This is a genomic window from Streptomyces sp. NPDC058646, assembly GCF_042716875.1.
In the GTDB taxonomy this organism is placed as follows: domain Bacteria; phylum Actinomycetota; class Actinomycetes; order Streptomycetales; family Streptomycetaceae; genus Streptomyces.
The window spans coordinates 292,613-311,636 of record NZ_JBHXRK010000001.1 but is presented as its reverse complement, the minus strand read 5'-3'; the positions used below and the strand labels follow the sequence as shown (position 1 = coordinate 311,636).

At 72.1% G+C, this 19,024-nt stretch carries 17 protein-coding genes; 1 reads left to right on the top strand and 16 read right to left on the bottom strand.

Annotation, left to right across the window (positions count from 1 at the left end; genetic code table 11):
• Positions 1-306: 306 nt before the first annotated feature.
• On the top strand, positions 307-1,143 hold the full coding sequence (locus ACFWUZ_RS01390; protein WP_384365152.1) for a tyrosine-protein phosphatase: 837 nt from the start codon (positions 307-309) through the stop codon (positions 1,141-1,143).
• An 82-nt stretch (positions 1,144-1,225) separates the two neighbouring features.
• On the opposite strand, the gene ACFWUZ_RS01385 is transcribed toward ACFWUZ_RS01390, so the two are convergent.
• The 16 genes from ACFWUZ_RS01385 to ACFWUZ_RS01310 form a co-directional block, all read right to left on the bottom strand.
• Positions 1,226-2,662, bottom strand: coding sequence for an aspartate aminotransferase family protein (locus ACFWUZ_RS01385; protein ID WP_384365149.1), 1,437 nt, complete (start codon positions 2,660-2,662; stop codon positions 1,226-1,228).
• Entirely contained in the window at positions 2,659-3,699 is a 1,041-nt protein-coding gene (gene hpnH, locus ACFWUZ_RS01380) for an adenosyl-hopene transferase HpnH (protein WP_384365146.1), read from the bottom strand. Before hpnH ends, ACFWUZ_RS01385 begins: the two co-directional genes overlap by 4 nt.
• Before the next feature lie 5 nt (positions 3,700-3,704).
• Entirely contained in the window at positions 3,705-4,355 is a 651-nt protein-coding gene (locus ACFWUZ_RS01375; RefSeq protein ID WP_384365143.1) for a 1-hydroxy-2-methyl-2-butenyl 4-diphosphate reductase, read from the bottom strand.
• Positions 4,352-6,550, bottom strand: a complete 2,199-nt coding sequence (gene shc, locus ACFWUZ_RS01370) for a squalene--hopene cyclase (RefSeq protein WP_384365140.1) — start codon at positions 6,548-6,550, stop codon at positions 4,352-4,354. Before shc ends, ACFWUZ_RS01375 begins: the two co-directional genes overlap by 4 nt.
• A 120-nt stretch (positions 6,551-6,670) precedes the next feature.
• On the bottom strand, positions 6,671-7,771 hold the full coding sequence (locus ACFWUZ_RS01365) for a polyprenyl synthetase family protein (RefSeq protein WP_384365137.1): 1,101 nt from the start codon (positions 7,769-7,771) through the stop codon (positions 6,671-6,673).
• 47 nt (positions 7,772-7,818) lie between these two features.
• On the bottom strand, positions 7,819-9,237 hold the full coding sequence (gene hpnE / locus ACFWUZ_RS01360; protein ID WP_384365134.1) for a hydroxysqualene dehydroxylase HpnE: 1,419 nt from the start codon (positions 9,235-9,237) through the stop codon (positions 7,819-7,821).
• Positions 9,234-9,428 (bottom strand): hypothetical protein, encoded by a 195-nt coding sequence (locus ACFWUZ_RS01355; RefSeq protein WP_384365131.1) that lies wholly within the window; start codon positions 9,426-9,428, stop codon positions 9,234-9,236. The genes hpnE and ACFWUZ_RS01355 overlap by 4 nt, the downstream gene beginning before the upstream one ends.
• The gene (gene hpnD, locus ACFWUZ_RS01350) at positions 9,428-10,387 is read right to left on the bottom strand and encodes a presqualene diphosphate synthase HpnD (RefSeq protein WP_384365128.1); all 960 of its coding nucleotides are present in this window, start codon (positions 10,385-10,387) and stop codon (positions 9,428-9,430) included. Before hpnD ends, ACFWUZ_RS01355 begins: the two co-directional genes overlap by 1 nt.
• Entirely contained in the window at positions 10,384-11,313 is a 930-nt protein-coding gene (gene hpnC / locus ACFWUZ_RS01345; protein ID WP_384365125.1) for a squalene synthase HpnC, read from the bottom strand. Before hpnC ends, hpnD begins: the two co-directional genes overlap by 4 nt.
• Positions 11,314-11,675: 362 nt before the next feature.
• On the bottom strand, positions 11,676-12,458 hold the full coding sequence (locus ACFWUZ_RS01340; protein ID WP_384365122.1) for an ABC transporter ATP-binding protein: 783 nt from the start codon (positions 12,456-12,458) through the stop codon (positions 11,676-11,678).
• Entirely contained in the window at positions 12,451-13,380 is a 930-nt protein-coding gene (locus tag ACFWUZ_RS01335; protein WP_384365119.1) for an ABC transporter permease, read from the bottom strand. Before ACFWUZ_RS01335 ends, ACFWUZ_RS01340 begins: the two co-directional genes overlap by 8 nt.
• Positions 13,381-13,475: 95 nt before the next feature.
• Positions 13,476-14,348, bottom strand: a complete 873-nt coding sequence (locus ACFWUZ_RS01330; RefSeq protein ID WP_384366262.1) for a glycosyltransferase family 2 protein — start codon at positions 14,346-14,348, stop codon at positions 13,476-13,478.
• 8 nt (positions 14,349-14,356) lie between these two features.
• Positions 14,357-15,136: a CDP-alcohol phosphatidyltransferase family protein gene (locus ACFWUZ_RS01325; protein ID WP_384365116.1), complete on the bottom strand. Its 780-nt coding sequence runs from the start codon at positions 15,134-15,136 to the stop codon at positions 14,357-14,359.
• Entirely contained in the window at positions 15,114-16,175 is a 1,062-nt protein-coding gene (locus ACFWUZ_RS01320; protein ID WP_384365113.1) for an iron-containing alcohol dehydrogenase family protein, read from the bottom strand. Before ACFWUZ_RS01320 ends, ACFWUZ_RS01325 begins: the two co-directional genes overlap by 23 nt.
• Positions 16,163-16,915 (bottom strand): sugar phosphate nucleotidyltransferase, encoded by a 753-nt coding sequence (locus tag ACFWUZ_RS01315; RefSeq protein ID WP_384365110.1) that lies wholly within the window; start codon positions 16,913-16,915, stop codon positions 16,163-16,165. Before ACFWUZ_RS01315 ends, ACFWUZ_RS01320 begins: the two co-directional genes overlap by 13 nt.
• Entirely contained in the window at positions 16,912-18,690 is a 1,779-nt protein-coding gene (locus tag ACFWUZ_RS01310) for a DUF5941 domain-containing protein (protein ID WP_384366259.1), read from the bottom strand. The genes ACFWUZ_RS01315 and ACFWUZ_RS01310 overlap by 4 nt, the downstream gene beginning before the upstream one ends.
• Between the last annotated feature and the right edge of the window lie 334 nt (positions 18,691-19,024).

Genomic DNA, 19,024 nt, shown 5'->3' with positions numbered 1-19,024 from the left:
GCGGCGGCAGGATTCGGCGGTCCACCCGGATCGAGGGCGAAGCTAATCGAGCGGGGCCGCACGGAACAAGCTGTGAATTTCCTGACGGATTCACAGGAGTGAGGGATCGACGGAATTCCGGTCACCCTGTGTCCATTCCCCACCGCCAACAACCGTCCCTGCCGGGCAATTCGGCATTCGTGATCAGACACTCACGGTCACCGTATGATCTGGCTCACGGGGAGGCGCCCGATCTGGCCTCCGTACACGGCAAGTTGTCGCCAAGTAGCCTAATTCGGACACCCACGACGATGCGGAGGAGTACCCGTGACCCAGCAGATACCCCCGGCCCCGCCGACGCGACCCGGACCGGAGCCGGCACCGGAGCCGGAGCTGGCCGGAGTGCGCAATTTCCGTGACGTGGGCGGACTCCCGACCGCCGACGGACGATGGGTCAGGACGGGACGACTGTTCCGAAGCGGACATCTGGCACATGCCACCGAAACCGATGCACAGTTCCTCGTCTCGCTCGGCCTGCACACCATCTTCGACTTCCGCAACGACGCCGATCACGCCCTGGAGGGTCCGGACGTCGCACTGCCCGGCGTGCGGAACGTGAACATCCCGCTGTCGGACCCCGCCGACGGCCGGGAGTTCTGGAAGATGGTCCGCGACGGCGACCTCGACCAGCTCCGCTCGGCGCTCGGCGACGGCAAGGCGGCGGCCCGCATGGCGCAGTCGTACCGCACCATCATCGAGCGCCGCACCGCCGAGCACAGCCGGGTCGTGCACGCCCTCGCCGAGGACAGCGTCCCGGCCCTGATGCACTGCGCGGCCGGCAAGGACCGGGCCGGGCTGTCGGTCGCCGTCACGCTGCTCGCGCTCGGCGTCGAACGCGACGCCATCGTCGCGGACTACCTGGAGTCGAACGCCCCGCACCGGCGCTACCGGGTGCGCCGCAGCGGCGAGCCGGTCGCGGCCCACTCCCCCGAGGTGATGGAGCTGCTCGCCCCGCTGTTCGACGCGCGCGCGGAGTACCTGACCGCCGCCTTCGACACCATCGACCTGCGGTGGGGTGGGGTCGGGCACTACCTCTCCGACGGCCTCGGACTCGCCCCCGCGACCCTGGACCGCCTCCGCGACCGGCTGCTGACCGCCCCCTGAGGACCCGGCCGTGCGCGCGCTCACAGGCCGCGGCCCTTCCCCGGCACCGGGGTGGAGGGCCGCGGTCCGTACGGAGCGGCGGTCAGCGGTTGGCGACCGCCTGCTTCACCAGGGTCCGGCCGAAGTCCCACATCAGGCCCGACCCGCCGTGCGCCTCGTCCATGACCTCGCGGAAGGCGCCGACGAACCGGTCGACGTCCTGCTCGTCCAGGACCAGCGGCGGGATCAGCTTGATCACCTCCAGGTGGTCCCCGGAGACCTGCGTGAGAATCCGGTGCTTCTGCAGCAGCGGGACGACGACCATCTGCGCGAACAGTCCCTTGCGCGCCGCCTGGAGCACGGTCCACCGGCTGCGCAGCCCCAGCGAGGACGGTCTGCCGAACTCGATGCCGATCATCAGGCCGCGCCCCCGCACCTCGTGCAGCAGCTCGTACTCGCCGACCAGGGCGGCGAGCCGCCCGCGCAGCAGGTCGCCCGTCGCCCGGGCGTGCGCCACGAGCTCCTCGTCCTCCATCACGGAGAGGACGGCGAGCCCGGCTGCCATCGCCTGCGCGTTGGAACCGAAGCTGGCGGAGTGCACCAGCACCCGGTCCATGGACGAGTAGACCTTCCGGAAGATCCAGTCCTTGCCCAGGGTCGCGCCGACCGGCACGTAACCGCCCGACAGCGCCTTGGCCACGCACACCAGGTCGGGCTCCACGCCCGGTTCGTTCTGGTACGCGTAGAAGTCACCGGTCCGTCCGAGTCCGGTCTGCACCTCGTCCGCGATCAGCAGCGCCTTGTGCCGGTGCAGCAGCTCCTGTGCGGCCAGGAGGAAGCCCGGCGGGGATTCGATCACCCCCTTGCCCTGGACCGGTTCGACGACGAAGGCGGCGACGTCCCCGCGCTTCAGCTCCCGCTCCAGGGCGGCCAGGTCCCCCAGCGCGATCTTCGTGTCCGGCAGCAGCGGGGCGAAGCCCTCCCGGAAGCCGTCCTCCCCGTTCACCGACAGCGAGCCCGTGGTCAGCCCGTGGAAGGCGTGGTCGCAGTAGAGGACCCGCGGCCGCCCGGTGGCGTACCGGGCGAACTTCAGGGCGGTCTCCACGGCCTCGGTGCCGCTGTTGCCGAAGAAGACGCGGTCGAGGTGCGGGCTGTACGAGAGCAGCTTCTCGGCCAGCAGCCCGGGCAGCGGCTGGCAGTCGAAGCGGGTGAGGTCCGCGAGCCGGGCGTCCAGGACGTCGTGCAGGGCCCGGCGTACGACCGGATGGTGGCGCCCCAGGCCCATCACCCCGAACCCGGCCAGCATGTCCAGGTAGTCGTTGCCCTCGGCGTCCCAGAAGTGGGCTCCCTCGGCCCGCTCGTAGACCTTGTCGAAGCCGATGGTGTGCAGCATCCGGGGCAGTTGGGGGTTGAGGTGGCGGGCGTGCAGCTCGTACCGCTCGCCGCCGCGCCGGGCCAGCAGGGCCCGCAGGTCGAAGCCGTTCCCCCGGCCGCGGCCGTCCCGTGCGTCGTCGTCCGGGCCCTGCGCGGCGGCGGTCATGCCGGTCCCCGCGAGGGTCCCCGGCTCCCGCCGATCGTCTCCCGGGCCGCCCGCAGGGACTCCTTGAGGGACCCCATGGTGGCGAGGACGGCGGTGGGCTCGTACCCGCAGTGCGCCATGCAGTTCGCGCAGCGCGGGTCCTTTCCGCGGCCGTACTTGCTCCAGTCGGTGTCGTGGACGAGTTCGCGGTACGTGGGCACGTAGCCGTCGCTCATCAGGTAGCAGGGACGCTGCCAGCCGAAGAGGGAGTAGTTCGGAATGGCCCAGGCGGTGCAGGGGAAATCGGCCTTGCCTTCGAGGAAGTCCAGGAAGAGCGGCGAGTGGTTGAGCCTCCAGCGCCGCCTGTTGCCGCCCGCGAAGGCCTTCTTGAAGAGGTCACGGGTCTGCTCCACCCCCAGGAAGTGCTCCTGGTCGGGAGCCTTCTCGTAGGCGTAGGCCGGCGAGATCATCATCTCGTCCACCTGGAGGTCGTCATTGAGGTAGTCGAGCACCTCGATGATCGTCTGGGGTGTGTCGGTGTTGAAGAAGGTGGAGTTGGTCGTGACCCGGAAGCCCCGCCTCTTCGCCTCCTTGATCGCCGCGACCGCCTCGTCGAAAACGCCTTCCTTCGCCACCGACGCGTCGTGCCGCTCGCGCAGGCCGTCGATGTGCACGGCGAAGGCGAAGTAGGGGGACGGGGTGAACTTCTCGATCTTCTTGCGCAGCAGCAACGCGTTGGTGCAGAGGAACACGTATTTCCGCTTCGCCACCAGCTGCCGGACGATCTCGTGGATCTGCGGGTGCATCAGGGGCTCGCCGCCCGCGATGGACACCATGGGCGCACCGGACTCCAGCACGGCACCGACCGCTTGGGCGACCGGCATGCGCTGCTTGAGGACCCCGGCGGGGTGCTGGATCTTCCCGCACCCCTCACAGGCCAGATTGCACGCGTAGAGCGGTTCCAGCTCGACGATCAGCGGGAACTTCTCGCGCTTGCGGAGCTTCTGTTCGAGAAGATAGGTCCCGACCCTGATGGTCTGGCGCAGCGGCATGGCCATCTGGCTCACCTCCTGGGGAGCAGCAAAGAACGGTGCCAGTCGTAGAACGCGGGCAGTACGGCACGCAGTACACGGAAGGCCGATATTCCACCGCGGACCGTGCCGATGCGGACGAGCTCGTGCTCGGGAGCGTCCACGACCACCCGGACGGCCGCAACCGGGCGGCTGCCGCCGCCCGTGGCGGTCCACAGCGTGGCCGCGGACTCCATGTCCACGGCGATGGCGCCGGTGGCGCGCAGCTGCGCGCGCTCCTGGCCGCGGACGACGTGGTCGGATCCGGTCAGGGGGCCGATGTGCACGGTCCGGCCGGGTGCGGCCCGGGCCAGTGCCTCGGCGAGCAGGGCGGTGCCGGTGCAGGTGACGTCGCCCTGCGGGTCGCGGGTCCGCTCGGCGAGGACCAGGTCGCCGGGGTGCATGCCGGGGACCAGTCCCGCGCAGAAGCCTGTCGCGAGGACGGCGGCCCGGTCCATCCCGGGCCGGTCCAGGGCCCGTCCGACGACCCGCCCGGCCGCCCGCGGACCCATGCCGGTGCGCAGCAGGGTGTGCCCGGACCCGGCCGGCGTGCGGGCTCCGCGGGCCGCGCTCCGCAGCGCGGCCTCCTCGATGCGCAGCGCGCAGGCGACCAGCAGCGGGGCGGCCGCCTCGGCGGAGATCACGTCTCCCCGGCCCCGGCAGCAGCCCTGCGCTCCACGGGGGCCGGGAACCCGGCTGCCGACACGGCCGGCACCGACGCCGCGGATGCCGCCTGCGGTGCGCACGCCGCGGGCGGCTCTCCGTGCAGGTAGCGGCCGAGCGCGGTGAGCGGGAACACCTGCCGGTACAGGTGGTAGTTGATGGAGAAGTCCCAGGGGAAGCCGGTGCCCGTGAAGTACGGCTCGTCCCAGGAGCCGTCCTCCTCCTGCGTCCGCACCAGGTGGGCGACGCCTCGCCGCACGGCCTGGCTGTCCCGCTCGCCGGCCGACAGCAGGGCCATCAGCGCCCACGCGGTCTGGGAGGCGGTGGAGGCCCCCTTGCCGGCCCACGACCGGTCCTTGTAGGAGCGCTGGTCCTCGCCCCAGCCGCCGTCCGCGTTCTGTACGGATTCCAGCCAGCGCACCGCCCGCCGGATCGCGGGATGTCCCGGGGCGATGCCCGCCGCTGTCAGCGCGGGGACCACCGAGCCGGTCCCGTACACGTAGTTGGTGCCCCAGCGGCCGAACCAGCCGCCTTCCGGCTCCTGTTCGGCGAGCAGCCAGGCGATGCCGCGCCGGGTGCGGGTGTCACCGGCCATGCCCTCGAAGGCGAGCATCTCCACCACGTGGGCGGTGACGTCGGCCGAGGGCGGGTCGATGACCTCGCCGAAGTCGCAGAAGGGCAGCCGGTTGGGGAAGGGGCTGGTGTTGTCGGCGTCGAAGGCGCCCCAGGCTCCGTTGCGCGACTGCATGCCCAGGTTCCAGGACACCCCGCGGGCGATGGCCGCCTCGACCCGGGCGGGGTCGGGGTGCTTGATCCTGCGGAGCGCGAGGACCACTTCGGCGGTGTCGTCGATGTCGGGGTACGTGTCGTTGTGGAACTCGAAGGCCCAGCCGCCGGGGGCCAGGGCGGGCCGCCGCACGGCCCAGTCCCCGCTGCGGACGATCTCCTCGCCGAGCATCCAGTCGGCGGCCTTGACCAGCGCCGGATGGTCGGGCGGCAGCCCCGCGTCGGCCAGGGCGATCGCGGCGAGGCAGGTGTCCCAGACCGGCGACTGGCAGGCCTCGATCATCCGGGCGCCGTCCTCGCGCCACACCGCGAACCGGTCCAGCGATTCCAGGCCGGCCCGCATGACCGGGTGCCGCAGGTCGTAGCCGAGGAGGTGCAGGGCGATGACGGAGTAGACGGCGGGCGGCTGGATCCCGCCCCAGCAGCCGTCGTTCTCCTGACGCTCGATGATCCAGCGGCCCGCGGAGGCCATGGCCGCCTTGCGCAGCCGGCGCGGGGCGAACCGCCGGTAGACGTGCAGGGCCCGGTCCACCCGCTGGAAGGCCCCCTCCCAACTGGCCAGCGGGGCGAGCCGTTCGGGCGGGTTCGGCACCCTCGCGTCGGCGTGCAGCTCGTCCAGGGCGAAGGGGGCCGGGCGGACCGGGCGCATCGCGGAGACGACCGTCAGCGGGACGATGGTCTGCCGGGCCCAGCAGCCGAAGTCGTAGATGTTCAGCGGGACCCACGGGGGCAGGAACACCAGCTCGGGCGGGAGTTCGGGGAGGTGTTCCCAGCTCCACCAGCCGAAGAGGGCCAGCCAGATGCGGGTGAAGACCCGGGCGGCGGCGATCCCGCCGTGGGCGCGGATCCAGGCCGAGGCGCGGACCATGTGCGGGGCGTCCGGCGCGTCACCGGCGAGGCGCAGGGCCACGTACGCCTCGATGGTGGCGGAGAGTTCGGGCGGGCCGCCGTGGAAGGTGGCCCAGGTGCCGTCGTCCCGCTGCTCGCCGCGGATGAACAGGGCGGCGGCCGCGGTGGTCCTCTCGTCCCGGATCCCGAGGAACTGGCGCAGCAGCAGGTCCTCGGCGTCCATTGTGACGTTGGTCTCCAGGTCGCCCTTCCACCAGCCCTGGGGGTCCTGGCGTGCGAGCAGCTGCCGGGTCGCCCGTGCGACGGCCTCGCGCACGCCCTGCGGGTCGTCCTCCGGCGGCGGGGGCGGGTCCGCGGCGGCTGCCCGTACGGGGTTCCGGCCCGGGGCGGGCGCGCCGGGCGGCGCGGCCGTGCCCGGGCCGCCCCGGCCCGTCGCGTCCGGCGGGATCCCCGTCGCCGGACGGGAGGCGGAACGCGGCACGGCGTTCACCTCGCTGGCGGCGCCGCGGGCGTCCGCGGCGTCGTCGGTCGTCGCTGTCATGGCTTCCCCTTAGAACAGTGTCCTCTGCTGTGCTGGGGTCTGCCGTCGGCCGGTGCTCGCCGCCCTCAGGCGGCGGCGCCGGCCGGCGACTCGCGATTCATATCTGGGACCGGGTGGCGATCACCTCTTGCGCACGACGACGAAGTCGGCGAGGGCGACGAGCTGGTCGCGCACCCGCTGGGGCATGTCGACGTCGTCCAGGGCCCGGATGGCGACGGCGTGCTGGCGGCGGGCCTCGTCGGCGGTCCACCGGCGGCCGCCGGCCGCCTCGATGAGCGCCGCCCGGGCGGCGAACTCCTCCTCGGAGAAGTTCTCGAAGTCGTTGCTCTTGGCGTCGGCCGAGAGCAGCTCGGCGAGTTCCTCGCAGGCGGGTCCGCCCGCCGCGAGGGCGGCGACGACCGGCAGGGACTTCTTGCGCTGGCGCAGGTCGCTCCAGGTCTGCTTGCCCGTGGCCTCGGGGTCGCCCCAGATGCCGAGGAGGTCGTCGACGGCCTGGAAGGCGAGGCCCAGGTGGTAGCCGTACTCCTCCAGCTTGTCGGCGGTGCGGTCGTCCGCGCCGCCGAGGACGGCGCCGATCGAGACGGCGCAGGCGAGGAGGGCGCCGGTCTTGTTGCCCTCCATCTCCAGGCACTCCTCGACGCTGACGCTCTCGCGGTGCTCGTACGAGATGTCCTGCGCCTGCCCGTCGATGAGCTTGCGGGTGGCGGTGGTCAGCCGGCGCGCGGCGCGCCCCGCCTCGACGGTGCCCAACTCCAGCAGCACCTCGTTGGCGAGGGCGAAGAGCGCGTCGCCGACGAGGATGGCCTGGGCGGGGCCGTGCACCTTCCACACCGTGTCGCGGTGGCGGCGCTGCTCGTCGCCGTCCATCAGGTCGTCGTGCAGCAGCGAGAAGTTGTGCACCAGCTCGACCGCGACCGCGCCGGGCACGCCCACCTCGGCGGCGGCGCCCGCGGCCTCGGCGGAGAGCAGGGCGAGTGCGGGGCGGACGGCCTTGCCGCCGTCGCCGTCCGCCGGGTTGCCGTGGGCGTCGATCCAGCCGAAGTGGTAGGCGGCGACGGTGTCCATGGGCGCCGCGAGCCGGTCAACGGCGGCCCGGAGCACGGGGGTCGTCAGCGTGCGGCCGCGCTCCAGGAGGGCGACCGTGTCCGCCTTCTCGGCTCCCCTTCCGGCTGTGCCCACACCGGCACCCGTGTTCTCGACAGCCGGATTCCCCGGGTTCACTGGCTCTCCTCTGGTTCCTGTACGTGCTGTGCTGGTCGTGCTGGTCGTCATGCCGTCTCCTGCAGCGGGTGTTCCCGGGGGCGGCCGAGCGCGGCGAGTGCGGCGTGTGCCGCGCTCAGTCCGCTCCGGACGGCGCTCTCCATGGTCGCGGGCCAACCGGTCGCGGTCCATGCACCGGCGAGGTAGAGCCCCGGCGTGTCGGTCCGCGGCCCGGGGCGCAGCCGGCCGACGCCGGGGGTGGGGGCGAAGGTCGCGGTGCGTTCCCGGGTGACGAAGAAGTCCCGTACCTTGGCGCCGCGCGCGGCGGGCAGCAGCCGCTCCAGCTCGGGCAGGTACTTGTGCCGCAGGACCGATACGGGTTCGTCGATGTCGTCCTGGGCGACCGACTGGGACAGTGCGAGGTACTGGCCTCCGTCGGGGAGCCCGGAGGAGTCGGTGCGGTCGAAGACCCACTGGACCGGGGAGCCGAGGGCGGCGAAGAAGGGCTGCTTGAGCACCTTGCGGTCGTAGACGACGTGGACGTTGAGGATCGGCGCGGTGCCGATGTCGAGGAGCTTGTCGGGGTCGGGCAGGGCCCCGGCGGGCAGCAGTGCATGCGCCTCGCGCTGCGGGACGGCGAGGACGACGGTGTCCGCGTCGAGGGACTCCTCCTCGGTGTCGACGCGCCAACCGCCCTCCGGGACGGGGGACACCGCGGTGGCCCGGGCGCGCAGGACCGTCCGCACGCCGGCCGCGGCGAGCGCCTTGCCGGCGAGGGTGTCGTGCAGGTCTCCGAGCGGTACGCGGGCCCAGCCGATGTCGGCGGCGCCGTTCTCGGAGAGCAGGCCGGTCTTGAAGACCATGGCGGCGAGACCGAGGGAGGACTGGTCTGCGGTGGCGTTGAGGGTGGCGACGCCGACGAGGTCCCAGAGGGCCTCGATGGTGCGCGGGGACTGGCCGTAGCGGCCGAGCCAGGTCGCGAAGTCGATGCCGTCGAGCGCCGGGTCGGCGGGGTCGAGGCGGCGCAGCGCGAGGGCGGCGCGGCCGACGCCCGCCCGCTCGGCGAGGGAGAGGTGCGGGTAGGTGGCCAGTGACGCGGCCAGGTGCAGGGGGACGGGCAGGGCGCTGCGGCGCAGCCGGCCCAGGCGCGGTCCGCGGGGGTGCGCGACGTCGAGGACGGGGACGTCGAGGCGGTCCTGGAGGGGGGCGAGCGCGGCTCCGTCGACGCGGTCGAGGAACCAGCGGTAGGCGGTGCAGCAGCGCAGGTACACGTGCTGGCCGTTGTCCACGGTGAGTTCGCCGCGCTTGAAGGAGAAGGCGAGCCCGCCGAGCCGCGGGCGGCCTTCGAGCAGGGTGACCCGGAGTCCGGCGTCGGCGAGTTCGAGCGCGGTGGTGACCCCGGCGAGTCCGCCGCCCACGACGACGGCACGGCCGGCGCCCGCCCGGCCTCCGTTGTCGGTGCCGTTGTCGGTGTCGGTGTTGCTCATGCGCCCTCCCCCGTCGTGTGCTGCCCTGCCGGAGCGGCCTGCCGGCGGGCAGGCGCGGGTCCGGGCGCGCCGGTGGCCGCGGCGCGGCCCGCGTCCGTGTGCGCGGCGCCCGTACGGTCGGACGCGGCGGCCCGCGCGGGGGTTGCTTGCCCGGCGCGCGGGAGCGCCGGGGCGGAGGTGGTCCGGGTCATCAGGTCCGCCTCCTCGTGCTCTGGCGGGAGATGGTCCGCGCGTCGAGGCCGGACAGGCCGCGCACGGCGACGTAGGCCTTCTCGTGCGTCGGCAGGGAGACGCGGCCGCGCAGCACGGCCTCGGGCTCCCGCTCGATGCGGTCGAGCAGGCGCCGGTAGATGCCCGCCATGGCGGCCACGCAGGCACCGCTGCGGCGGTCGAGCAGGGGCAGCAGCCGGTACCCCTCGACGAACAGGGCGCGGGCGCGCCGCACTTCGTGGTGGACGAGCCCGGCGAAGTCGGCGCCGGCGGGTGCCCGGTCGCCGTGGAAGCCTTCGGAGCAGCCGAACTTGGCGAGGTCCTCGGCGGGCAGGTAGGTGCGTCCGTTGGCCGCGTCCTCGCGGACGTCCCGGAGGATGTTGGTCAGCTGCAGGGCGAGCCCGAGGGTGTCGGCGTATTCCCCGGCGCGCGAGGCGTCCGAGCCGGGGACCGCGGTGTGCACGGTGCCGAACACGCCGAGCGAGAGCCGGCCGATGGCCCCGGCCACGCAGCGGCAGTAGGCCTTGAGGTCGTCCCAGGTCTCGTAGGTCTCGCCGCGGACGTCCATCAGGACGCCGTCGATGAGTTCGTCGAGGCCGCCGAGCGGGATCGGGAAGCGGCGTGCGGCGTGCGTGAGCGCGACGGCGACCGGGTCGGTGTCGTCCTCGTCGACGTCCGCGGAACGGATCCGTCCGAGCAGGGCGCGGGTCTCCTCCAGGCGGGCCAGCTTGGCCTCCGGGGCGAGCGTGCCGTCGCCGATGTCGTCGACGCGCCGGGAGAAGGCGTACAGGGCGCTCATCGCCTGCCGCTTGTCCGTGGGCAGCAGCCGGATGCCGTAGGCGAAGTTGCGCGCCTGCGAGCCGGTGACGGCCTCGCAGTAGCTGTAGGCGGCCAGGACCGGTGCGGACGGGTGTGCGGGGCCCTCCACGATCGGGCTCACCTCTTTCTCGGCGCTGTGCGCAGGACGGCGGCCACCTCGCGGATCAGGCCGCTCTTGGTGGGCTTGGGCGGGCCGGGAAGTACGTCGAAGCCGGCGGCGGTGACGGCTCCCAGGGCGGCGCGCCCGCCTCCCACGAAGCCCGCGAGGAGCAGCCGGAGCCGGCCGTGGACGCTGCCCACGAGCGGTCCGCCCTCGTCCAGGAGGTCGCGGGCGCGCTGCGTCTCGAAGGCGATCAGGGACCGTACGGAGGCCCCGGCGGACGGAGCCCGCAGGTCGGCCTCCGTCACGTGGAAGCGGCGCATGTCCTCGGCGGGCAGGTAGATCCGGTCGCGGCCGAGGTCCTCGGTGACGTCCTGGAGGTGTTCGGCGATCTGCAGGGCGGTGCACACGGCGTCGGAACGGCGGATCCGTTCGGGGGTGCTGGTGCCGGTGAGGGACAGGACGAGGCGGCCCACCGGGTGGGCGGACAGCTCGCAGTAGGCGGCGAGGTCCTCGTACGTCTCGTAACGGGTGACGCGCTGGTCCTGGCGGTTGGCCTCGATCAGGCCGAGGAAGGGCTCCGGGGTGAGGCCGTGGGCGCGGACGACGGGCCGGAGGGCGAGGAGCAGCGGGTGGCGGGGGTCGCCGCCGGAGCCGCCGAAGACGCGCAGCAGGTCGGCCTCGAAGGCGTCGAGCACGGCGAGCCGGTCGTCCGCGGCGGCGGGGTCGAGGCCGAGGAGCTCGGCGTCCCTGCCGCCGGGGAGGAGGTCGCCGTCGCCGATGTCGTCGACGAGGCGGGCGTACCCGTAGACGGCCATGAGGCCCTCGCGCCAGGCGCGGGGAAGGAAGGCGGGGGCGACGGGGAAGTTCTCCGTCCGGGCCTTGTCCAGGGTGGCGCGCGTGTGATCGGTGTCGGGCAGGGGGCGGGTGCTGTACCCCGGGGTCACCGCCCGCCGCCCGGGGCGGGGACGGCCGTAGTGCCTGGGGGCCGGAGAATTCCCGTAGCCATTGCCGTCACATCTCCCGTTCTACACTGCCGACCTAATACATCCTATTTCGGACACGCCGCCAGGTATTCCCCGGGGGTCCCCGGGCCGTTCACCTGCGGGGAATCGTCCCCTCTTGTCCCCGATTCAGGACGGCTTCAGCTTACGCTGTACAACGGCGCGGAAGCCTCTGGGGTATTCGCTCCGCCACTGAATGTCGTCCTGCTGCGCGTAAGGACATGCCGAGGCCCCCGCCGCGCTGAGCGGTGGGGGCCTGCGGGGGTCCGCCGGGGGGCGGCGCGCAGGGCGCCGCGGCGCCCGGATCAGCCGTTGGTGGCCTTCTCGTATGCCGAGACGACTTCCTCCGTGGGCCCGTCCATCAGGAGTTCGCCCTTCTCCAGCCACAGCACGCGGTCGCAGGTGTCGCGGATGGACTTGTTGTTGTGGCTCACCAGGAAGACGGTGCCGGCCTTCTCCCGCAGTTCGCGGATACGGTCCTCGGAACGCACCTGGAAGCTGCGGTCACCGGTGGCCAGCGCCTCGTCGATCATCAGGACGTCGTGGTCCTTGGCTGCCGCGATGGAGAAACGCAGACGCGCCGCCATGCCAGAGGAGTAGGTGCGCATCGGCAGGGAGATGAAATCGCCCTTCTCGTTGATGCCCGAGAAGTCGACGATGCTCTGGTACCGCTCCTTGATCTGCTCGCGGGTCATCCCCATCGCGAGACCGCCGAGAACGATGTTGCGCTCGCCGGTGAGGTCGTTCATCAGTGCGGCGTTGACACCCAGCAGCGAGGGCTGGCCGTCGGTGTAGACCTTGCCGGACTCGCAGGGCAGCAGGCCCGCGATGGCCCGCAGAAGCGTGGACTTGCCGGAACCGTTGGAGCCGATGAGGCCGATGGCCTCGCCCCGGTACGCGGTGAAGGAGACCCCGCGCACGGCGTGGACCCGGCGGACGCCCGGGGCGTCGCCCTTGCCCCGGCGGAGGATCTTGCTGAGGGCCGCGGTGGCCGCGCCCCTGCCGGCGCCGCCGGTGTTGACCCGGTAGACGATGTGGACTTCGTCCGCGATCACGGTGGGGACGCGCCCCTTGGTGTTGTCAGCCACGGCCGTAACGCTCCTCAGACTTCCAGAAGTACACGAAGCCGCCGAGGCCGATCACGGCGGCCCAGCCCACTGCGAAGAGCCAGACGTGCGGGGGCAGGTTGCTGCTGCCGTAGTCGTCGATCAGCGCGAACCGGATGAGGTCCATGTAGATCGCGACCGGGTTCCACAGCAGCACGTCACTGATCCACTGCGGCTGGTCCTTGAGGTAGATCCCGATCGGGAACATGACCCCGGAGGCGTACATCCAGGTACGCATCACGAAGGGCATCAGCTGCGCGAGGTCGGGGGTCTTGGAGCCCATCCGCGCGAAGATCATGGCGAGGCCGGTGTTGAAGACGAACTGCAGCGCCAGCGTGGGGACCACCAGCAGCCAGGACAGCCGCGGGTAGTTGCCGAAGCTGACGGCGATCACGAAGACGACGACCATCGAGTACAGCAGCTGCTGGAGCTGCTGGAGCGAGAAGGACACCGGCAGGGCGGCGCGCGGGAAGTGCAGGGCCCGCACCAGGCCGAGGTTGCCGGAGATCGCCCGGACGCCCGCCATCACCGAACTCTGGGTGAACGTGAAGACGAAGATGCCCATCATCAGGAACGGGACGTAGACGCCCTCCGGCATCTCCCGGCCCGCGCCGAGGATCAGGCCGAAGATCAGCCAGTAGACGGCCGCGTTCAGCAGCGGGGTCGCCACCTGCCAGACCTGGCCGAGCTTCGCCTGGCTGTACTGCGCGACCAGCTTGGCGCGGGAGAAGGCCAGGATGAAGTGGCGCCGACCCCAGAGCTGCCGCACGTACTCGCCCAGACCGGGCCGGGCGCCGCTCACGGAGAGGCCGTACTTCCGGGCGAGCTCCGCGGGGCCCAGCCCCGCGTCTTCGGACGGCGGCCTGCTCGTGGCGAGGGCGCCGTCGTGGGTTGTGTCACTCACAAGTTGAAACTTTCGTCTTCAAGATGCGGCCGGATCGGGCATCAGGCTGGTGGCACGAGGCCCGTGATCGCGCCATGGTCCCAGACGCGGGGTCGTCAGATGACAGGTGGTCTGCCCAGCCGGGTCAGCCGCCAGACCGTGCGCCATCTCATGGGGCGCCGGGGACCGCAGGGAGTGGTCCATCCCTCCCTGAAGCCGCCGAACCAGGCCTTGAGAGCCGGTACCGAAGGCCTGCGCAGGAGCGTCAGCAGGAGCCAGACGCCCAGGTAGACCGGGACCAGCGGAGCGGGCAGGTTGCGGCGGGCGAGCCACACCCGGTTACGGGCAACCATACGGTGGTAGACCGCGTGCCGGGAGGGGGCGGTGGTCGGGTGCAGCAGCACCATGTCCGCCCGGTAGTCGATCAGCCACCCTGCGTCGAGCGCCCGCCAGGCCAGGTCGGTCTCCTCGTGGGCGTAGAAGAACTCCCCCGGCAGCGGTCCCACCTGATCGAACACCGACGTGCGGACGGCGTTGGCGCCGCCCAGGAAGGTGGTCACGCGGGAGGAGCGCATCGGGTCCGAGGCGCGCAGCCGGGGCACGTGCCGGCGCTGGGTCTCACCGGTCTCCGGATCGGCGATCCGGAAGCTGATGATCCCGAGCCGGGGGTCCTCGGCGAAGGCCTGGCGGCACAGCTCGGCGGTGTCGGTCCGCTCCAGCAGCCCGTCGTCGTCGAGGAAGAGCAGCGCGTCCACGTCGCGGCCCCCGGGGCCGAAGGCCTCGATGCCGACGTTGCGGCCGCCGGGGATGCCCAGGTTCTCGGGCAGCGCCACGGTACGGACGCCCTCGGGGAGGCCGGTGACCTCGACGCCCTGGCCCACGACGACGACCTCGACCGGGTCGCCCTGCTGCCGGGCCACCGAGTCGAGGAGCGCCTTGAGCTCGTCGGGCCGGTTGCCCATGGTGATGATCACGGCGCCCAGCCGCATCGGGGCGCTCACTTGAGCCTGCTCGAGGCCAGGATCGACACCAGGTGCAGCAGGGTCTGGAGCAGCGCGATGCCGGCCAGTACGGCGACACCCAGCCGGGAGAAGAACAGGTCGCCGCGGACCTGGTCCAGGACGGCCAGCACCAGGATCAGCAGGGAGGCCTCGATGCCGAGGACCAGGCGGTGGAACTTGAGCGCGGCGGCGGCCCGGCGGGCGAGGGCCATGCCGGAGGAGCGCGGCTCGGCCGCGGCGTCCTGGACCACCGGCTTCCCGGCCTGGTGGCGCGCGACGCCCACCAGATCGGTCTCGGCCTTGATCAGGATCGCGCCGAGCGCCGCGAGGGTGCCCAGGAAGGCCCACAGCCAGTCGATGCGGCCGCTGCCCCACAGGTCCGCGGCGCGCAGGCCGAAGCCGACGAGGACGGCCGCGTCGCACAGGTAGGCGCCGACCCGGTCCAGGTAGACCCCGGAGAGCGAGAACTGCTTCTTCCAGCGGGCGACCTCGCCGTCGACGCAGTCGAGCAGCAGGTACATCTGGACGGCCACCACGCCGAGGACGGCACCCCAGACGCCCGGCACCAGCAGGGCCGGGAGGGCGAGGACGCCGGCGAGGGTCATCAGGTAGGTCAGCTGGTTCGGCGTGACCTTGGTGGTGACCAGGACGCGGGTGATGCGCAGGGAGATCTCGCGCATGTAGAGGCGCCCGCCCCAGTGCTCGCCGCTGACCCGGTCCTTGACGCCCGCCGGGTGAACGACGGGCCGGAGTTCAGCTACGGATGGTCTTGGCATAGTCGGCGTAAGCGTCCCTGATCTCGGCTGCGGACAGGTTGAGGTGCTCCAGGATGGTGAAGCGTCCCGGACGGGTCTGGGGGGCGTACTCGACGGCCGCGACGAACTCGTCCACGCTGAACCCGATCTCCTCGGGCAGCACGGGCAGTCCGTGGCGGCGCAGCACCTCGACGAAGAGCCCGGACTTCTCCGCGGCCCCCCGCAGGTGCATGGCGAAGGCCGCCCCGAGTCCGACCTGCTCGCCGTGGAGGGCCGAACGTCCGGGGTACAGCAGGTCGAAGGCATGGCTGATCTCGTGGCAGGCGCCCGAGGAGGGGCGGCTGTCGCCGCTGATCGACATGGCGATGCCGGACAGCACGAGGGCTTCGGAGAGCACCGTGAGGAACTCGTCGTCGCGGACGCCTCCGGGGTGGCGCAGTACGGACTCACCGGCGGTGCGGGCCATGGCTGCGGCGAGGCCGTCGACGGCCTCGTCGGTGAGGCGGTGCGAGAGCTCCCAGTCGGCGATGGCCGAGATGTTGGAGATCACGTCGCCGATCCCGGCGCGGATGAACCGTACGGGGGCGTCCTTGATCACGTCGAGGTCGATGACCATCGCGATCGGGGTCGGCACGCCGTAGGAGCCGCGGCCGTTGTCGTTGTCCAGGATGGACACCGGCGAGCAGATGCCGTCGTGGGAGAGGTTGGTGGCGACCGCCACCATGGGCAGCCCGACCCGCGCCGCGGCGTACTTCGCCACGTCGATGATCTTGCCTCCGCCCAGGCCCACGACGGCGTCGTAGCGGCGGCCCTTTATGTCGTCGGCCAGCTTGACGGCGGAGTCGATCGTGCCGTCGACCACCGGGTACCAGTCGGCGTGCGGCAGCACGGGTTCCAGTTTGACACGCAGCGCCTGGCCGGAGCCTCCGCTGATCGCGATCGCCAGCTTGCCGGACGCGGAGATCCGCTGGTCGGCCAGGAGGCCGGCCAGGTCGTCCATCGCCCCGCAGCTGATGTCGACGACGACGGGCGAGGGGATGAGCCGCGTCAGTACTGGCATGCGATCGTCCGGCCCTTGGCGAGGTCGTCGTGGTTGTCGATCTCGACCCACCTGACGTCGCCGATGGGGGCCACGTCGATCGTGAAGCCGTCGTCGACGAGCTGCTGGTAGCCGTCCTCGTAGTACAGGTCGGGGTCGCGCTCGAACGTGGTCTTCAGTGCCTCGGCCAGCTGCTCGGCGGCCTCGGGCTCGATGAGGGTGACGCCGATGTACTCGCCCGTGGCGTCGGCCGGGTCCATCAGCTTGGTGATCTTCCGCACGCCCCGGCCCTCGGCGGTGACGACCTTCATCTCCTCGTCGGCCAGGTTCTTGACCGTGTCCAGCGCGAGGATGATCTTCCGGCCGTCGCCGCGGGCGGCGAGCAGGGTCTTCTCGACCGAGACCGGGTGGACGGTGTCGCCGTTGGCGAGGATGACGCCCTGCTTCAGGACCTCACGCGCGCACCACAGGGAGTAGGCGTTGTTCCACTCCTCGGCCTTGTCGTTGTCGATCAGCGTGATCTTGACGCCGTACTTGGCCTCGAGCGCCTCGCGGCGCTCGTAGACGGCTTCCTTGCGGTAGCCGACGACGACGGCGACCTCGGTGAGGCCGACCTCGGCGAAGTTGCCGAGCGTCAGGTCGAGAACCGTCAGGCTCTCCTCCTGGCCCTCGGGACCGACGGGCACGAGGGCCTTGGGCAGGGTGTCGGTGTAGGGACGCAGGCGGCGTCCGGCACCGGCAGCGAGTACAAGGCCGATCATGCTGGTTCTCCTTCGTCATGTACGGCGGGTGCTCCGGAGGAGACCCAGAAGCGGATGCTCTCCACGAGCACCACGAGTGCCACGAACACGGCCATGGCCGTGAGCGCGACGGGGAACGCGTCCCGGGGAAGGACTGCGGCGAGGACCACGGCCAGCAGGACCCGGCCTTCGTGACCTCCGGTCGTCCACACCAGCCACCGCGGCGGCGCGCCGGTGCCACCGCGGATCCGGTAGACCGTGTCGTAGTGATGGTAGGCGACCGCCGCGATCAGGCCGAATGCCGCCGGGAGCGCCCCCGGCACGTCCGCGTGGAGGGCGAGGGCGAGGACGGACACGTACTCGGCGGCCCGGAACAGCGGCGGTATCAGCCAGTCGAGCGCGCCCTTGAGGGGGCGCTCGAGGGACTTCCCGGCGGCGATGCCGTAGAACACGGCGGTCCCGATCAGCCAGGGAGCGCCGTACTCGCTGTCCACGGCGGAGCCGACCATCAGGACGGAGCCGACGAGGGCGTACACCAGCGGGCCGGCGGGCAGCCGCCCGCCGATCAGCGTGGCCCAGGCCTGGGCCACCGGGCCCGAATCGGTGAGCTCGGCCAGGGCGGCGGCTGCCCGGTCGGTCCTGCGCGCCTTGCGCGTCAGCGAGCGCAGCACCCGGCCGGCGGTGGTGTAGAGGGCGCCGAAGGCGCAGCCGATCAGGAGGGCGTAGAAGACGGTGCGCGGGGTGGTGACGGCGGTCAGCACCGCGATCATCGCCCAGCGCTCACCGATGGGGAGGATGATCATCCGCCGGACCCAGACGGTCCAGCCCACGCTGTCGAGCCTCCCGGACAGGGCGGCCGTGGGGCTCGTGTTCGCGGTCGCGTCGTGGTTGGCCTCGTTGAAGGAGAAGTCGACGACGTGGCGGCAGGTCATGAGGATCATGGCGCCGAGGGCGAGGGCCCAGACGTCGTCCCCGTTCCGGGCGGCCCCGAGCGCGAGGCCCGCGTAGAAGGCGTACTCCTTGGCCCGGTCGAAGGTCGCGTCGAGCCAGGCGCCCATCGTCGAGTACTGGAGCGAATAGCGGGCGAGCTGCCCGTCGGTGCAGTCCAGGACGAAGGAGACGAGGAGCAGCACACCGGCCGCCACGTAGCCCCAGCGGTCGCCGGTGGCGGCGCAGCCGGCCGCGACGAGCGCGGTGAGCAGTGAGGCGGTGGTGACCTGGTTCGGGGTCAGGCCGCGGCGTGCGCACCAGCGGGCGATGTAGCGCGAGTACGGGCTGATGAAGAAGGTGGTGAAGAAGCCGTCCCGGGACTTCACGGCGGTCCGCAGGCGCACGGCCTCCTCGTCCACGGCGGCGACGGCGGCGACGGCCGCGTCCCGCTCCGCGGCGGTGGCCGGCACGGCGGCGACGAGCGTGCCGAGCTCGGGCCGCTGGACGGTGGCCCCGGCGGCCTCGGCCTCAGCGGCGAGCCGGTCGGCGTAGGAGCCGGCGCCCGTGGCGGCGGCCGTGGCGGCGGCCTTGTCCAGGGCCGTCCGGGCAGCGGGCTGGACGGCGAGGGCCCCGCTGACGGCGCAGGCGTCGAACCGCGGGTCGGTCAGCGCGAGGCGCAGGGCGTGGACGTGGCCGACGAAGGCGCTGTCCACGACGGCCACGCGCTGGTCGGCGGGGACGGTGGACAGCATGGCGGCGGCCTCTTCAGGACCGGCGGCGGGGCGCACGTCGAAGCCGAGTCCGCGCAGCTCGTCCGCGAGCGGTGATCCGGGGACCGGCAGGCCGGTGAGGATGACGGTCGGCAGACGAACTCACTCCTTGCGACGGATTCTGGACCGGCGCCTGGTCGGGCGGCGGCACGTCGGCAGAGGCTATCGGATGAATGGAAGCGGGGGTTCACCACCCGTTTACGCCCCGACGAGCCGAATATCCGGGACCCCGGGTCGGGCGTGATCATCATCGACGACCGCGCGCAGAGATCACAAACCGGCCCGGATGTTAAGGTGGCCGCTGACGCGTGCGCCTCCCGCACAAGCGTCCTGGGCATCCAGAAGTGGCCGTCCAGAGGTGACCGAGCGAGAAGGAGGTGGGGTTGATGACCGTCGTCAAGGTCGCGGCCATGGGCAGCGAACTCCGGCA

Coding starts and splice junctions, on each gene's coding strand:
- ACFWUZ_RS01315 (WP_384365110.1), bottom strand. CDS start 16,915: ATGATCGGCCTTGTACTCGCTGCCGGTGCCGGACGCCGCCTGCGTCCC.
- hpnE (WP_384365134.1), bottom strand. CDS start 9,237: ATGAGCAACACCGACACCGACAACGGCACCGACAACGGAGGCCGGGCG.
- ACFWUZ_RS01385 (WP_384365149.1), bottom strand. CDS start 2,662: ATGACCGCCGCCGCGCAGGGCCCGGACGACGACGCACGGGACGGCCGC.
- shc (WP_384365140.1), bottom strand. CDS start 6,550: ATGACAGCGACGACCGACGACGCCGCGGACGCCCGCGGCGCCGCCAGC.
- ACFWUZ_RS01330 (WP_384366262.1), bottom strand. CDS start 14,348: ATGCGGCTGGGCGCCGTGATCATCACCATGGGCAACCGGCCCGACGAG.
- hpnH (WP_384365146.1), bottom strand. CDS start 3,699: ATGGCCATGCCGCTGCGCCAGACCATCAGGGTCGGGACCTATCTTCTC.
- ACFWUZ_RS01325 (WP_384365116.1), bottom strand. CDS start 15,136: ATGCCAAGACCATCCGTAGCTGAACTCCGGCCCGTCGTTCACCCGGCG.
- ACFWUZ_RS01320 (WP_384365113.1), bottom strand. CDS start 16,175: ATGCCAGTACTGACGCGGCTCATCCCCTCGCCCGTCGTCGTCGACATC.
- ACFWUZ_RS01355 (WP_384365131.1), bottom strand. CDS start 9,428: ATGACCCGGACCACCTCCGCCCCGGCGCTCCCGCGCGCCGGGCAAGCA.